General features: G+C 34.2%; 11 protein-coding genes. 6 read left to right on the top strand and 5 right to left on the bottom strand.

All coding sequences use genetic code 11. The features are described 5' to 3' along the window. The first annotated feature begins 119 nt into the window (after nt 1-119). From ACTJIW_RS18760 to ACTJIW_RS18740, 5 genes are all read left to right on the top strand, one after another. Nucleotides 120-1256, top strand: coding sequence for a FecR family protein (locus ACTJIW_RS18760; protein ID WP_440716264.1), 1137 nt, complete (start codon nt 120-122; stop codon nt 1254-1256). Nucleotides 1257-1483: 227 nt separating this feature from the next. Next, nucleotides 1484-5026: a SusC/RagA family TonB-linked outer membrane protein gene (locus ACTJIW_RS18755; RefSeq protein ID WP_440716265.1), complete on the top strand. Its 3543-nt coding sequence runs from the start codon at nt 1484-1486 to the stop codon at nt 5024-5026. A 3-nt stretch (nt 5027-5029) separates the two neighbouring features. Beyond that, nucleotides 5030-6454, top strand: a complete 1425-nt coding sequence (locus tag ACTJIW_RS18750; RefSeq protein WP_121361083.1) for a RagB/SusD family nutrient uptake outer membrane protein — start codon at nt 5030-5032, stop codon at nt 6452-6454. A gap of 5 nt (nt 6455-6459) precedes the next feature. Beyond that, entirely contained in the window at nt 6460-8898 is a 2439-nt protein-coding gene (locus ACTJIW_RS18745) for a zinc-dependent metalloprotease (protein WP_440716266.1), read from the top strand. Then, a complete protein-coding gene (locus ACTJIW_RS18740) occupies nt 8895-9416 on the top strand; it encodes a DUF3347 domain-containing protein (RefSeq protein ID WP_440716267.1) in 522 nt (173 codons plus the stop codon). The genes ACTJIW_RS18745 and ACTJIW_RS18740 overlap by 4 nt, the downstream gene beginning before the upstream one ends. A 507-nt stretch (nt 9417-9923) precedes the next feature. Here the strand turns inward: ACTJIW_RS18740 and ACTJIW_RS18735 are convergent. The 5 genes from ACTJIW_RS18735 to ACTJIW_RS18715 form a co-directional block, all read right to left on the bottom strand. Then, nucleotides 9924-10499 carry a DUF4833 domain-containing protein gene (locus tag ACTJIW_RS18735; protein WP_012025775.1) on the bottom strand — a complete coding sequence of 192 codons (576 nt, stop codon included), beginning with the start codon at nt 10497-10499 and terminating at the stop codon, nt 9924-9926. Nucleotides 10500-10522: 23 nt separating this feature from the next. Beyond that, a complete protein-coding gene (locus tag ACTJIW_RS18730; protein WP_121361085.1) occupies nt 10523-10948 on the bottom strand; it encodes a GtrA family protein in 426 nt (141 codons plus the stop codon). 1 nt (nt 10949) lies between these two features. Further along, nucleotides 10950-11636 carry a CDP-alcohol phosphatidyltransferase family protein gene (locus ACTJIW_RS18725; protein ID WP_149207129.1) on the bottom strand — a complete coding sequence of 229 codons (687 nt, stop codon included), beginning with the start codon at nt 11634-11636 and terminating at the stop codon, nt 10950-10952. Nucleotides 11637-11790: 154 nt separating this feature from the next. Further along, complete coding sequence (locus tag ACTJIW_RS18720) at nt 11791-12597, bottom strand: phytanoyl-CoA dioxygenase family protein (RefSeq protein ID WP_149207130.1); 807 nt, start codon at nt 12595-12597, stop codon at nt 11791-11793. A gap of 233 nt (nt 12598-12830) precedes the next feature. Next, a complete protein-coding gene (locus tag ACTJIW_RS18715) occupies nt 12831-13619 on the bottom strand; it encodes an SDR family NAD(P)-dependent oxidoreductase (protein ID WP_012025771.1) in 789 nt (262 codons plus the stop codon). Nucleotides 13620-14616: 997 nt separating this feature from the next. On the opposite strand from ACTJIW_RS18715, the gene ACTJIW_RS18710 reads away from it, so the two are divergent. After that, entirely contained in the window at nt 14617-15798 is a 1182-nt protein-coding gene (locus tag ACTJIW_RS18710; RefSeq protein ID WP_440716268.1) for a thioredoxin-like domain-containing protein, read from the top strand. Nucleotides 15799-16075: the final 277 nt, after the last annotated feature.

The following is a 16075-nucleotide window of genomic DNA, read 5'->3' as shown; positions in this document are numbered from 1 at the left end:
TCTATCCATTTCTTAAAGATATAGTAATAATTTTTTAATTTTTTTTTGTCATTGTCTATGACAAAATCTCTTTCTAACTGTCTTACTATTAAACAAGACAAAAATTTCGTGTAGTAATTATGAATAAAACCCAAATCTCAGAATTGCTTAAAAAATATCAAGAAAAAACTTTATCTGATGAAGATCAGGATAAACTTGATGCGTGGTATTTGAAAAAAGCGTCAAACAGCAATTTACAGCTTAATGAATACGAGCTGGAAGATAGTTACAAACTTCTAAAATCGAAATTACCGCTGCAAGAAGAAACTAAAGTAGTTCGTCTTTGGCCTCGAATAGCTGTTGCGGCTTCAATTGCTGTACTAATAGGTACAGGAATATTTTATTTTACACAGCCAAAAGAAGAAAACGTTCAGGTTGCCGCAAAACCACAGGAAATTGCTCCGGGAGGTACTAAAGGTGTATTGACACTTTCGAACGGAAAACAAATTGTACTTTCTGAAATTACGGCAAAAGATACTATTGCGCAAGAAGGAGAAGAAAATGAAGTAACAATCAAGATGAACGCAAATGGAGAAGTTACCTATATTATAAATCCAAATACAGACGGAGGTAAAGATGATAATTCATTCAACACTCTTTCAACACCAATAGGAGGACAGTATAATATTATTTTAGCGGATGGTACCAAAGTATATCTAAATGCGGTTTCTTCTATTAAATATCCAACACAATTCAACGGAGATAAAAGAGTTGTTGAGTTAGAAGGTGAAGCTTATTTTGAAGTAGCCAAAAACAAAAACAAACCTTTTATTGTAAAATCAAATAACCAGTCAATTGAAGTATTGGGAACACATTTTAATGTTCATTCGTATAATAATGAATCGGTTGTTAAAACTACTTTATTAGAAGGAAGCGTAGCTGTTACTTATAAAAATCAAAAAGCGATTTTGAAACCTGGACAGCAGTCTGATGTATCTGATAATTTTTCTAAAATTAAAGTAAAAGAAGTAGATCCGGAAGAAGCGGTTGCCTGGAAAAACGGCCGTTTCAAATTTGACAATGCCGATTTGAAAAATGTAATGCGACAGTTGGAACGCTGGTACGGAATAAAAGTAGAATACCGTGGGAATGTCTCTGATGTTCGTTTTAACGGAGGTACATTTAGAAATAAAAATTTGTCTGAAGTATTAAAAGTACTTGAGCTTAGTAATATAAAATTTAAGGTTGAAGGAAAAACAGTAATTGTAGATCCCTGATTTTAAGTTTACCTGAATATACTGTGACTATAAACTAAAAAACCAGAAACAGTTGCGATGCTTCTGGTTGTTATAAAAGTGTATAGCCGGTATAAGTTGTCCACCTATTGTTTAACTATAACCAATGTAAATGTATGAAATTAAATTTACAACCAAAAAAACCTTACAAAAATCTTGGAAAAAAGATTCCCAGATTTAATTTTTCTACCTATTTAACCGTGTTTATAATGCTGTTTTTCAGTTATTCAGCACAAGCACAAAATGTTACCATCAATTTTAAAGATGCTTCTCTTGAAACAGTTTTGAAAGAAGTGGCGAAACAGGCCAATTATGAAGTTTTTTATACTCAAAAACTGCTTAAAGATGCTAAACCTGTTACGATTAATGTAAAGAATTCATCTTTAAAGGAAACTTTAAACCGAATTTTCAGCAGTCAAAATTTGAAGTACAATCTTGCCAATCAGACAATTGTAGTAACCGCTTCAAAAGATAAGACAGAAAGCTTGGGAAACGACCTAATCCGCGTAAGCGGAAAAGTTACCAATAATAAGAACGAATCTTTTCCGGGTGTAACAGTAACGTTATCAGGAACAAACAAAACCAGTATTACTGATTTTGACGGAAGTTTTACATTTGATAATGTACCCTCCAATGGAATTTTAGAGCTTTCCGGATTAACAATAGAAACAAAGTCTATCGCAATAAATGGCAGAAATACGCTAACCGTTATAGTTGAAGACAAAGTGGCTGCAATGAAAGAAGTGGTAGTTACAGGTTATCAGACTATTGCAAGAAGTAATTTTACGGGTGCAATTTCTAAAATTGATGAAAAAACATTAAACGAAAACATCAACTCTAATTTATCAAGCGCGATTGAAGGACGTGTTGCGGGTTTGATGTTTCAAAAAAATCCAAGCGGACTTGGTTCAGATCAGCCTATTTTAAGAGGAATTGGTACATTTTCTTCAGATCAAGTTGGTTACAGCCCGCTTGTAGTAATTGATGGTTTACCAACTGAGTTAACTTTAGATGAGATAAATCCATATGATATTGAAAGTGTAGACGTTCTAAAAGATGCGGCTGCAGCTTCTATTTATGGTTCAAGAGCGGCAAACGGAATTATCGTTTTAACTACCAAAAAAGGAAATGGTAAATTAAAAGTAACGATAAACTCAGATTTCTTTATTTCAGATAAACCAAATTTGAGAGATATGAATTATGCCTCAACAAGCGATATGATCGATTTTGAACAGGCAGTTTACAATAGAGAAAGAGCCAGATTTGCAGACACTGCAACAATGTTTAGCAGTTATGGAGACATTGGAAACAGTAGTCCGAAATATTACAGTCCTCTTTATCAATTAAATAGAAATTTAGAAGAAGGAAAAATTGACAATGCTGCTTATAACAGCACTCTTGCACAGTGGAGAAAAAACGATTACAATAAAGATTATCGTGATAATGTTTGGCAAAATGAATTAAGACAGCGTTATAATGTTGCCTTTTCTGGAAGTACAAGTAAGCAGAATACTTATGTATCGCTTAATTATGACCAATCAAAAGGTCGTATAAAGTACAATAGCGGACGCAATTTTAACCTTTACGCAAAAAGTAGTTTTCAGGTAAATAACTGGTTAAACGCTACTTTTGGAGTAAATGGAACTTATAGTAATGAGGATGTTACAGAATACGATCTTGGCAATTATGATATTCAAAAACGATACGAGCGTATTACAGACGATAACGGAAATTTAGTTCAGTCTTCATTTTCATCAGTTAAAGATGGTTTTACTTCTAGCGGTGCTCTTAATCCAGCTATGGTCGAAAAACTGGCGGGTTTGAGTGGTTTTAAATCGACGAATTTTAATGTTTTAGATGCTCTTAAAGAAGGTCTTGAAGAACAAAATTCATTGAGCTTAAGAACTTTCGCTAATATTAAAGCTAAATTGTGGAAAGGTTTAAGTTATAATACCCAATTTCAATATGAGGTAAGAAAAAATGACAGGGAACAGTACTACGATATTAATTCGTATAGAATGCGTTATGCTATTAATGCATTAACAGGATATAATCCAACCACAAATGCATATACGTACGTTGAAGGTTTCTCTACAGGAGGACGATATAAGCAGTCAAGTTCTCAGGCGAGCAATTATTCTTTTAGAAATCAGTTAGATTTTAATCAAGAATTTGCAGATGGAAAACATTCTGTTAATGCCTTGGTTGGTACAGAAATGCGCGAAACTTTTCTTCCAAGATCAATCGAACAGGTACGTTATGGTTATGATCCAGTGACACTTAGTTCTGCTGTATTGAACAATCTTGCATTGAGTCAGACAGGAGTTCCTAGTTATATCTTCGGAAACAATAGAACGTTGTCAGCTTTAGGAAGAACACAGCAGGAAATTTTACACCGTTATTTTTCAATTTTCAGTACTGCGAGTTATACTTATTTATCTAAATATAACATTACAGGAAGTTACCGTATTGATAAAGCCGATTTATTTGGAGTTGATCCAAAGTACAAAAACCGCCCTTTGTGGTCTGCAGGTTTAGGATGGAATGTCAGCAATGAAAATTTCATGAAAGAAGTTAAATGGGTAACTATGTTGAAATTAAGATCTACTTACGGAATTAATGGAAACGTAGATCAAAGCACAACACCTTATATAACGGCTACGAGAAGAAACGATAATTTATATCAGTCGTTGCAATATACAAACATCACGGCACAGCCAAACCCAATGTTGAGATGGGAAAAAACTCAAAGTACCAATGTTGGTATTGACTATAGCTTATTCCGTGCTAAATTAAACGGTTCTATCGATTTGTATCACAAATACAGCACTGATTTATTAGCCACTACAGATCTTGATCCTACAGTTGGAGCTTTATCAAGAAGAATTAATGCTGGAGCACTTTTAAACAAAGGTGTAGAATTTACAGTTGGTTCTGAATGGTATAATAATGGTAATTTCCGCATTAATTCAAATTTAGTTTTTGCCTTTAACGAAACAACTGTTAAAAAAGTAACAAGAGCACAAACTACAGCTGCGTCATATGTTTCTTCACCAACTAATTTCTTTGTAGAAAATGATTTCTTCAATAGTATGTATGCTTACCAATATGGAGGAACGGTAAATGGCTATCCGTATGTTTTAGATGAAAACGGCAATCCATCTATTACTTTTGATGCAAATGGAAATCCCATTTCAACAAGTATCAAATCGATTACCAATCCAGATGCTTTAGTAAATGTGGGAACTTTAATGCCAACTTATACAGGTTCATTATCACAACGTTTTTCTTATAAACAATTCGATTTAAACTTCTTATTTGTTTTCTCTGGCGGAAATGTAATGCGTAAAGAAACGATTGACATGAGTTCTGATGCTGTAAATCTTTCTGGTATTACAGATCGTTATACAGATGCAAATCCAAACGGAAATACTCGTTTGTATGTAGATTTCGACGAAAGTGTTAGAAATTATGCAGGAACTATAAGCAGTCAATGGAGAAATTCAACTGCAAATGTTGTAGATGGTGATTATATTAAATTGAGAAACATTTCTTTTGGTTATAGTCTGCCTAAAGCTTTTGCAAATCGAATGAGTATAACATCGGCAAAATTTACTTTCCAGATGAATAATATTTGGTATTGGAGTGCTGCCGGAAATCGTATAGATCCAGAAGTTTACACTGTAAATTCTGGCACACGCAATTTACCATTGCCAAAAACATATTTATTTGGATTTAATCTTACTCTTTAAAAAATGAAACAGATATATATAACAGTACTGTCTTGTATGATGTTAACGATTTCATCATGCGAAGATTACACGGAAATCACACCCAAAGGCGCTTTAGTTATCGAAACTCCGCAGCAATTTCTTGAATTAGTATCTCTGCCTGGACGTGGTTATCCTATTAACAACTTTCAATACTTATCAGACGATCAATGGATGAGAGAAGCCAATGTGATAGGAAGAACTCCAAACATTGATATTATTAATTTTACATTTGATGAAAGTGTAGATAGAGTTTCGTTAATAACTGGTTCTAGTTTTTATAATCAGGCTTACAGTTACATCAACCGATGGAACACTATTATTTCACTAGTAGATAATAGCAAAGGAGATGAAAATATCAAAAGATTAGCAAAAGCTGAAGCTAAGATTTACAGAGCTTATGATCACTTTTTATTGGTAAACACTTATGCAAAAGGTTACGATCCGCAGACTGCAGCTGCAGACGGCGGAATCTGTATCATGGAAAAATTTGACCTTGAAACACAGCCTTCAAAATCTACTGTGGCACAGGTTTATGATTTTATTCAAAGAGATATCGAAGATGCGTTACCTTATCTTCAGGAAAAACCTGTTGATGTTTATCATCCTTCTTTAGCATTTGCTTATGCGTTTAAAGCCAAAGTTCATTTGTTTAAACGTGAAATTGCACAGGCTCAGGCAGCAGCTGAAAAATCATTAAGCTATAATAATCAAATATTTGATATGGTAGCTTACAATAAACAGGGAGGCCCAACTGCAGCAGCTGTTCCGGCTGCAAATAATATTGAAGTATTGAGTTATATGTACATGACAGGGTATAACGAAATGAATTTCGGACAGCTTTATATCATCAGCCCGGAATTAAGAACTTTATTTGGAACAAATGACGCGCGTTTCAATTTATTTTTCAATTCAACCAGTACAACCAATCTCGACCAAGGTTCAGGCACAGCGTATTGGGGCACGCAGTACACACGATTTTTCTATCCTACAGTGGGTATGAAAACAACTGAAGTGTATTTAATTCTTGCAGAATGCTATGCAAGAGACAATAAACTTAATGAAGCAGTTGGAGTCTTAAATACCTTAAGAGCAAAACGTATTCTTTCGGGTACTGTAAATTTAACGGTTCCGGCTACAAGAAAAGAAACAATGGATTTGGTAATCAATGAAAGAAGAAAAGAACTGCTTTTTGGTTTTAACCGTTTCTTTGATTTAAAGAGATTAAATACAGAAACTGAGTTTGCCAAAACCGTTACAAGAGTATTTCCATTGGTAAACAAAACTGTTCCTCAAAAAACATATACATTACAGCCCAACTCTCGATTGTATATTATTCCGTTTCCATTATCTGCTTTGCAGAAAAACCCGAAATTGACCCTAAACACAGACGAAAAACTTCCATTTTAATTTAGATGAAGAAATTATTTATAATGCTGATCATGCTGTCTTTTGGACAGCATGGTTTTGCTCAAACTCCGGAAAAAAAAGCCGACAGCACCAGCACGCAGCCAAAAGGAATGCAGGCTTACAATAAAGTGATCACAGATAAAGCCAAAAACAAGTCGGGTCTTTTTATGGTAAGTCAGGTCGATACGAAATACTATTTTCAAATTCCAGACAGTTTGTTTAATCGTTATATGCTGGTAGTAACCCGTTATCTTTCGACTCCGGAAGGAATGGGAATTTTTGGAGGGGAGAAGGCCAACGAGCAGACTATTTATTTTGAAAAAGGGGCAAATAATACTGTTTTTTTAAGATCATTACAGTACAGGCAAGACGTTCGTTCTGCTGACTCGATGCTGGCAAAAGCATTGGCGGGAAGCAATGAAAATCCAATTGTTGCGGCTTTTCCAATCAAAACAACTAATCCGGATAACGGAAATGTGGTTATCGATGTAACCGATGTTTTCAAGAAAGACAACGCAATGTTTGCTATTGAAGGCAAAGAAAAAACAGAGAAAAAATTAACCTCTCTTGCTGATGATAAATCTTTTATTGAAAGTATAGATACCTATCCGATTAATATAGAAGTCAAGACAACAAAGACCTATACAAGTTCTACAGCAAGCAGCGGCAGTATTACATTGCGATTAAATACTTCAATTGTATTGCTTCCAAAAACGCCAATGCGTAAACGTTTTTTTGATGAAAGAGTAGGGTATTTTGCTAATAAATATGTTTTGTTTGATGATGATGAACAAAGCGCACAGAAAAAATTTATTGTACAGCGTTACCGTTTAGAGCCTAAAGAGAAAGACATCAAAAAGTATCTAAGAGGCGAATTGGTCGAACCAAAAAAACAGATCGTTTATTATATTGATCCTGCAACACCAAAAAAATGGCGTCCATATCTAATTGCAGGAATCAACGATTGGCAGAAAGCTTTTGAAGCTGCAGGTTTTAAAAATGCAATTATAGGTAAAGAATGGCCGGAAAATGATCCAGCAATGAGTTTGGAAGATGCAAGATATTCTGTTGTACGATATCTGGCTTCTGAAACACCAAATGCTTATGGTCCCAGAATCAGCGATCCGAGAAGCGGAGAAATTATGGAAAGCCATGTTGGATGGTATCATAATGTGATGAAATTAGTCCAAAGATGGTACATGATTCAGGCTGGACCATTAGATGTAAGAGCCAGAAAAATGCATTTGGACGATGAATTGATGGGACAATTAATTCGTTTTGTTTCTTCGCACGAAATTGGGCATACCATTGGTCTGCGTCATAATATGGGGGCGAGCAGTGCGACTCCTGTAGAAAAACTTCGTGATAAAAAATGGGTGGAAGAAAATGGTCATACCGTTTCTATTATGGATTATGCCCGCTTTAATTATGTAGCGCAGCCGGAAGATAACATTAGTCCAAAAGGAATTTACCCAAGAATAGGAATGTACGATAAATGGGCTGTAAAATGGGGTTATACCTATTATCCAAACGCTGAAGATGAGTTTGAAGAAGAAAAGACCCTTGCTAAATTAACGACAGAAAGTTTAACGGCTAATCCTAAATTATGGTTTGGAGGAGAAGGAAAAGACGAAGATCCTCGCAGTCAGTCAGAGGATTTGGGAGACGATTCTGTAAAGGCAAGCGATTATGGAATTAAAAACCTAAAACGAGTAGTTCCAAATCTGGTTGAATGGACCTATCAGCCAAACGATGCTTACGATAACCTATCAGATATGCATAAAGCAGTTGTATCGCAATATAGCCGCTATTTGTATCATGTATTGAAAAACATTGGCAATAATTATGTAACCAAAAGAACGGTTGACGAAAAAGGAGCAGTATATCAGCCAATTCCAAAAGCAAAAGTAAAGGCAGCTGTTGATTATGTTGGCAGACAATTGTTTACAGCACCATTATGGATGTATCCAAAGGAAATTGAACAGCTTATTGCGTTGAAAACGGCAGACCAAATATCAGATCAGCAGAATCAGGTTTTAAATATGCTTTTAAGTTCCGGAATGCTTTACAACATTAGCTTGAAAGCCATACAGTTTGAAGGAGCTTACACCGTACCGGAGTTTTTAAATGATCTGGAGCAGACGGTTTGGGTAAAATTCAGCGGTGACGAAAAACAAGATTTTTACAGAAGAAGTTTGCAGCGCGCTTATGTCGAAAAGTTAGGCATGCTTTTACTGCCAAAAGAATTAGAGCCTGGAAAAGCAGCCAATGCAGCGCAGCGCAGCGATGTGAGATTGTACGCGAAACAGCACTTAGTAAAATTAAGAGATGATGTTGTTAAGTTAATGAACGGCACATCAGGTTTAAGTAAAGATCATTACGAAGCAATCTTGATCGAAATGGACAAAATAGTTACAAAATTAAACTCAATTACAACGATATGAAAAAAGTATTAGTGATCATATTCCTCTTCTTAAGCGGTCTGACTCAGGCCCAACTAACATCAAAAGAAGAAGTAGCGCCAGAATTGGTTCAAAAAAGAGAAGAGCAGAAAAAGGAAATTACTAAAAATTATCTGGCTTTAAAAAACAGTTTAATTACTTCAGATAGTTTAGCGGTGGTAAAAAACGCAGAAGCTTTAAGGAATTCTTTAAAGAACTTCAAATTTAAAAAGCTGAGTTTAGAACAAATGAATGCAGCGACAACAACAAGAAAAGCAATTTCAGATTTAGCAGCTGAAATGGCATCAACTAAAAATATTAATAAACAGCGCAAAATTTTTGAAACACTTTCTGTGAAATACTGGGAAGCGGCTTCAAAATTCAAAGCAGCTGATGCAGCATTATACCTGCAGGTCTGCCCAATGACAGGTGCTGTATGGACAAGTGATAGTAAAGAAATTAAAAATCCTTATTATCCCAAAAATATGCTGACTTGCGGTGAAGTGAAAGCAAGTTTGTAGTTTTTTTAATTTGAATTAGTTTGATAAATACGGTATTCTGAAAGGAGCCGTATTTTGTCGTTTATCATATTTTTTTATGTATGAGAAAAAAATACAGTAAAAGGATCAAATGCCGGGCCGAAAGAGCTGGCATTTTTTTATTACTGACATTCTTTCTAAGTAATTGTCTTTGCAATTAGTTGATTTACCTAAATCGTATACAGCAAAACTATAAGAAATTTATGCAAAGGCTTTTGGAAATTAAAACTCTACTGCTTTGCATAGAAACGCTTGCTGATGAAAGTTTTTATTTTAGTTAGTTTAGATCTTTTTTATTTTTAAATTGGGCTGAGCGATAAAGAGGAAGATGACTGGTGTGGGAGATTCATTTGAACTGCTGGATCAATTTAACTAAATTTAGTGTGAACTCCTTTATTGCAGCAGCAACGTTTTTACATTTGTAATTCGATAAAGGCGCTTATAAAGCGTGTCATTACTCTGATCATTCCCTTAAACACGGGGGCTGATTTAAAATACTATTCTTTCCGTAATTTTTTGATTTGAGGAAGCATCAATTCCGGTAACTTCGGCATACTTTACGTTTGGTAACCAAAAAGATCCCCCTTCAATGCGCACAAATATTTTTTCTACCTGTATCCTTTTCTGATTTACATTTACAAAAACATGATATTTTTGATCTGAATCCATCTTCTCCAGGGTTAGGGGAAACTTTTTATAGGATACAAATTGAAACTCAAACTCGTCATTATTTAAGGTTTTACTTTCTATTCCATATGCAAATTTGCGTTGTATATAGCTGAAATTTTTTTGTTCTCCTTTCTCAGCATATCGAATCCAGTAGGCTTTTATAGGATTGCTTTTGTTTATTTTCCCATTTTCCTGATAATTTAAGGCATACACAGCAGTGTTTGTATTGGGATCTCGCTGAATGTAAAACAGCATGTTATCTATATTCTTGGGTGTTGGAAAATTTAATGGTGATGGATTTTTGGATTGTGCCAGTAAATTTTGAGCCATTATATTTACTAAGATCGTTATAACGATTAGGGATTTTGTAAAATAATTAAAGGGTAATTTATTCATAACAAAGTACTTATGATTTAATTTTATTTTAAGACATTTTGTTTTTTGTTTAACCTAAAAACCCAATATTTAATCAGCGGGTAATTAAATCCATACGAAACAAAACTATCTGTGATTAATCTTCCGATTCTGTAATCGATTTGAAATGTTTTTTGTAAAATTAGTGTGCCAAATGATTTTAATGAAATACTTCCTAGTACAACTACCGCAAATTTAAAAAGCTGACTATTGATGTGGCAGCTATACCCACATTGATCTTTAAATACCCAAAATCTATTGATGCTGAAATTGATGATTGCACCAACAGTTCCTGAGATTAAAATAGAAAAGGTAAAATGCAGCTTAAATACTTCTGTTAATAGAATCATTAAGCTATAATCGGTAATACCGCCTAAAAATGCCGCAACTTGTGCCTGCAGAAAAGTTAAAACAGCTTTTTTCCTGAACATTTCAGTCTGTTTTTTTATCTTTTAAATCGCCCAGCTTTAAGAGTTTCATGCTGTCTATCGTATTAATTATAAATAATGCAATAGTGATTAAGCCTGCCAAATAGGTAATTGATCCAGTAAATAAAACTTCTATAATTAAAATTAAAGCAATAATAAATCGAAGTTCTGTTGGACCAACAAAGCCGGAATCAATACTATATTCATTTGTAATTTTATACCGTAACTGACTGATGATGATCGACCAGCCATACAATGCAACAAAAGCAAAGGCTAATACTTGTGTGCCATTTTTAGCATAAATGTAGTAGCCAAAGCCTATAAGTACAATACCAATCCAGTCGGCGATAATATCGAGTGCAAAACCATACCAGCGGCGCGGGGTATTTCTATAATAAGCCAATCTTCCATCTAAAGAATCGCCTAACCAATTTACAGCCAATCCAATAATACCCAAAAGCAAATACCAATCAGCCAAATAAGTTCCTAAAACAAAAGCTAAAAAAACGAATCCTGAACCAAGAGTTCCCATTAAAGTAAGCAGGTTTGGCGAAATGAATTTAGGCACCTTTGGAAGCAAAAATACAATCGTTAACTGTTCTGCTCTTTTTAAAATATTAGTCCGCTTGCGGTCTGAAAATGTTCTTTGCGCAATTGCATTATAATCCTCAACCTGTATTTCTTTTCCCATTATCAGCCCAATATTTGTAAACCTGACAGTATAGCCAATTCTATTTTTGCCATTTTCAATTTGATTTTTCTTTGCTTGCTTTTAAAAAAATCGGTGGTACTTTTTAGTTTACCTGATCTAACCAGATAACTAAATGCGAGAACAATCAGCATAATTATTTAACAATTCCTGCAAAACGCTGATAGAAAACCGTTGGACTATTCTCGTTTTTAGGAGCATATTTCCCTGCGATAATCGGAATATAAATAACTCTTCTTCTGCTTTCTTCGCCACGGATAGATGATTGTGCAACTCTGTGCCACAAACGTCCATCGTGAATAGTTAAATCTCCAGCTTCGGGATTGATGGAAACTTCCTCTGGATCAGGTTGATGATCTAAAAAGTATTTTTTACGGAAAAGCATTTGATAAATACTTTGCTTATGTGTACCCGGGATGATTTTAAGACCGCCATTTTCAGGTTTTAAAGTACTTAAGTGAATACCCACATTTAGCATCGGGTTTAATTTTCCACCATAAAAAATATCTCTTAAGCCATCTGTGTGCCAGCCCATTTTTGTAAACTTACTTTCCGGCCCGTTGATATAGTGATTGAAAACCATTCCGTCTTTTTCTTCAGTACCTAATCTTGCGCCATCGCCGGCCAATGGCAGTAAACCATTGAATCTTGGATCGAGTAAAAGACCGCTTAAGGTCTGATGATGCTGGTTGATAAAAGCAAAGCGCTGCACAATAGGAGAGCCGTCTAAATCCTTTCCGTATTTAATAGGAACACCGTTTACTTTTTGAAGATCATTGTCAATCCATTGTTGCTCTACTTGTTTCGAGGCTTCAATGATGGATGAAACAGTTTCCGGATTTATAAATTTTTTGAAATGGATAAAGCCATGTTCGTTAAAAAAGTTTATTTGCTCATTAGTTAATTGCTCAGCAAGGGTGAAGGTTTTATAAGAAGATACCATGATAATATAGATTTAATAAATGAAATAATATAGTTTGTAATTTTATCTAAAACAGAATAACAACAACAGCAGCAACAAGACATTAGCATGTTGGCGTGCATTCGGTTTTCAGATAAACTAAACATATTTTTTCTTTTATTTGACATACTCTATAGAATTAGTAGAATTTTATACAAACTTACTATAATTTTTCTTTTGCAAAGAATATTTTTTTGATTTTTTAAAAAAAAAAATTAAATTTTATAAATTCCAGCAGCGGTTTTTTCTATAAAAGCCTTTGGCAGTATACGATTGGCATAAACCGAAATGATATTAGTAAAACCCGGAATAACTTCTGATTTTTTGCTGAACATAGCTTTTACTGCCATTTTTGCAACTTCATCAGGCTGCATATTAAACTTTTCAGCCATTTTGTTTAAAGCACTTAAACCAGCTCTTGCTGCAAAACCAGTATCAACCGGACCCGGACTAAAACAGGTTACTGAAATTGAAGTTTGGGCAAGCTCGAAACGTAAGGCACGGGTAAATGATAAAACAAAAGCCTTAGTAGCCGAATAAACAGCCAGAGTAGGTACAGCTTGATATGCAGCAGTACTCGATATATTTAAAATATAGGCTTGTTTTTGTTGTGAAAGTATGGGTACTAATAAATGTGAAAGTTCAACCACTACGTTCATGTTGAGCTGCATCATGCCAAGCTGATCGTTTAGGGAAGATGCACTAAAATCACCCCACACCCCATATCCGGCATTATTAACTAGAACTGCAACCGGATAGTTATTACTTTTTATCCAATTGGTTATTTTTTGTGATGCGCCATTTATTGAAAGATCAATCGATAAATAAAAAATATCGATGTTATACTTAACTTCAAGATCATCAGATAATGCTTTCAATTCCTGATCACTTCTTGCGGCGAGCAGCAATGGATAACCCTGTTTAGCTAATTCATGAGCGATAGATTTTCCAATTCCTTTACTGGCGCCGGTTATCAAGGCATACGGTTTAGTTGTATCGCTCATTTGTATTAATTTTGGTAATCAAATATAAAGATTAATTTTAAACTATAGGAGATTAATAAAATGCTTTGATTTATTCTTTAAGGGGCTCTTGAAGATGAATTAATAGTAGTACAAAAAGCATGGTAATGCTTTTTTTCGGCTGTGACTTTAATTTTAAAAAACTGAAATCACAGTATAAATACTGGATTCTATATTCATTTAACCAAGTCTGCAATCCGTAGAATAACATTTATTTTCTCAATTGATTAAAAAGATTTAGAAATTTTTAATAAAGTTTCTAAACCTATACTGAAATAGTAGTTAGTTATAATTTTCTTCTTTTTTTTCAGACTTATTTTATTTTTGATTTTGACCGGTGACGGGAGAGGTAGGATGGAATGGAAAGTTTATTTTAATAGGAAGATTATTTTAGGGTCAGTTTATTTCTAATGGTTAAATAAGATTAGTAAAATATTGGTAAGGATTCTGGTTTCGCTGTTATTTTACGCCTTAATTTGTTGAGGAAATTTAAATCATTAAATGTCGTTGGACTGAAGTTAAAAATTGAGTTATTTCTTTAATATAATGTTAGTTTTGCTTACTGGATAGACAATTGAATTAATTGTGTTTTAAATTTTATTAATTTTATAGAATTAATATATTTACATCGAAATAAAATCTGACAAATTTTTTATTGATGAAGCTGTGAGTACGATTTAAAAACATCGGACCAATTTTGCAAAAGTTGTATAGAAGATTGTACTGTGAAATACATTAATAAGTGTATTTAAATGAATGCGGTTAGGAATGCGGAGGCGATGCAGGAGGCTGTGATGGATGCTGCGGCTACTGCAGACGGAAAGTGCGACTGCTAAGATTATCCAATCCTGGTTAACAAAGTAAAGGAATTGCATGCAGTTCCTTTGACATTAAAATTTAGAGATGCCAATGCAGTATTTTTAAAAAAAAAACTGCTTTTTGACTGTTCTGAAATCAACTGTTTAGAAAATACAAAAAAATGTTCAAACCGGCTCTTCTTCTTTTTTTAGTTTCCATTTCTCTATCTGCCCAGAAATTAGGCAATAGAACTGCATTCGAACTAAGGGGTGCAGGTAAAGGATTAAGTATTGATAAGATCTACCTGGTTTACGAAGTTGGCGACAAAAGAATTTATGACTCAGTTAAAATAGATAATAGCAAATTTATTTTGAAAGGAAATATCGATTATCCCACTAGAGCCACTTTATGCAATAATCGAGAGTTTAGTATGAGCAAAAGTAATTCTATAGAATTGTTCCTTGAACCAGCGATAATGGAAATTAAGTTAGATTTTTATGATTTTTCAACAGCAGAGATGAAGGGCAGTAAAACACAAGACGAATATTCCCAGCTTCAAAAAGTAAAAAATGTCGTATTTAGTAAAAGAGATTCTATCTCATTGCTTATAAGATCGTATTTTGACAGGATCACTGCCGCCTCAGACCCGCAGATTAAATTGGAACTGGAACATCAATTGGAAATTTTGGAAAAGCTGTCAGATGAAAATAAAATCGCAGAAATGGAGATAGATTTTAATTTTATCAGACAGAATCCATCTTCGTTTACAGCGCCCTCTTTACTTTATTACAGATTGGCTAAGAAAGAAGGGCTTTTACATTCTGAAACTATTATTTCTCTTGCTGATGGGTTGTCAAAAGAAGTAAAAGAATCTCCGTTGGGAGTAAGGCTTTTTAAAAGGATTTCTGATTTTAATAACAGTAAAGTGGGAAGCATTGCTCCTGATTTCATATTAAAGGATTACAATGGACAGATAGTGTCTTTGGGTTCCTTTCGGGAAAAAAAATATATTTTGATAGATTTCTGGGCAAGTTGGTGCGGGCCTTGCAGGCAAGACCTGCCTTTTCTTAAAGATGCCTATGAGAAATATAAAGATATGGGATTTGAAATTATCAGCATATCGAGAGACAATAATCTGAATTCATGGAGAAAAGCAATAGTCGATGAAAAAATAGGATTTTGGAAGCATATATCTGTTGCCGAAAATCAGACAAAAATGGAAGATAATTACCTTGTTACGGCAATTCCTGTCAAGATTCTGATTAACAAACGGGGCGAAATAATTCGACGATGGAAAGGTGGTGGAGATGAAAACAAAATGCAATTAAAAAAAATACTTGAAGAAACTTTTGACAGAGATTAGATTCTATAAAACATTTAGATAACCCCCTTAATATACGACCGAAAACTTTGCGTATCTTTTTCAGTATTTAGAAAAAGAAGAATTGCCAATTGATAAATGAAAATAGTTTTTATGCAATGCTTTATGTTGGTCTTAAAACGAAATGAACCGATTCTGTACCCAATTAAAATTAAGACTCTATTTCTTCCATTAACCTCTTTGTGGATATCGGGTCCACTTTTGTCCTGACGGATCTTGTTCTTCTTTGTTTAAAAAATTGGTAGTGTGCAGATTAGCT

It is taken from the genome of Flavobacterium sp. 22659 (assembly GCF_052044235.1).
Classification (GTDB): Bacteria; Bacteroidota; Bacteroidia; order Flavobacteriales; family Flavobacteriaceae; genus Flavobacterium; species Flavobacterium johnsoniae.
The sequence above is the reverse complement of the archived record's forward strand: the minus strand, read 5'-3'. Positions and strand labels throughout refer to the sequence as shown.

What these genes read in the sequence shown, in the direction of transcription:
- ACTJIW_RS18760 (WP_440716264.1), top strand. Translation starts at nt 120, where the DNA reads ATGAATAAAACCCAAATCTCAGAATTGCTTAAAAAATATCAAGAAAAA.
- ACTJIW_RS18755 (WP_440716265.1), top strand. Translation starts at nt 1,484, where the DNA reads ATGCTGTTTTTCAGTTATTCAGCACAAGCACAAAATGTTACCATCAAT.
- ACTJIW_RS18750 (WP_121361083.1), top strand. Translation starts at nt 5,030, where the DNA reads ATGAAACAGATATATATAACAGTACTGTCTTGTATGATGTTAACGATT.
- ACTJIW_RS18745 (WP_440716266.1), top strand. Translation starts at nt 6,460, where the DNA reads ATGAAGAAATTATTTATAATGCTGATCATGCTGTCTTTTGGACAGCAT.
- ACTJIW_RS18740 (WP_440716267.1), top strand. Translation starts at nt 8,895, where the DNA reads ATGAAAAAAGTATTAGTGATCATATTCCTCTTCTTAAGCGGTCTGACT.
- ACTJIW_RS18735 (WP_012025775.1), bottom strand. Translation starts at nt 10,499, where the DNA reads ATGAATAAATTACCCTTTAATTATTTTACAAAATCCCTAATCGTTATA.
- ACTJIW_RS18730 (WP_121361085.1), bottom strand. Translation starts at nt 10,948, where the DNA reads ATGTTCAGGAAAAAAGCTGTTTTAACTTTTCTGCAGGCACAAGTTGCG.
- ACTJIW_RS18725 (WP_149207129.1), bottom strand. Translation starts at nt 11,636, where the DNA reads ATGGGAAAAGAAATACAGGTTGAGGATTATAATGCAATTGCGCAAAGA.
- ACTJIW_RS18720 (WP_149207130.1), bottom strand. Translation starts at nt 12,597, where the DNA reads ATGGTATCTTCTTATAAAACCTTCACCCTTGCTGAGCAATTAACTAAT.
- ACTJIW_RS18715 (WP_012025771.1), bottom strand. Translation starts at nt 13,619, where the DNA reads ATGAGCGATACAACTAAACCGTATGCCTTGATAACCGGCGCCAGTAAA.
- ACTJIW_RS18710 (WP_440716268.1), top strand. Translation starts at nt 14,617, where the DNA reads ATGTTCAAACCGGCTCTTCTTCTTTTTTTAGTTTCCATTTCTCTATCT.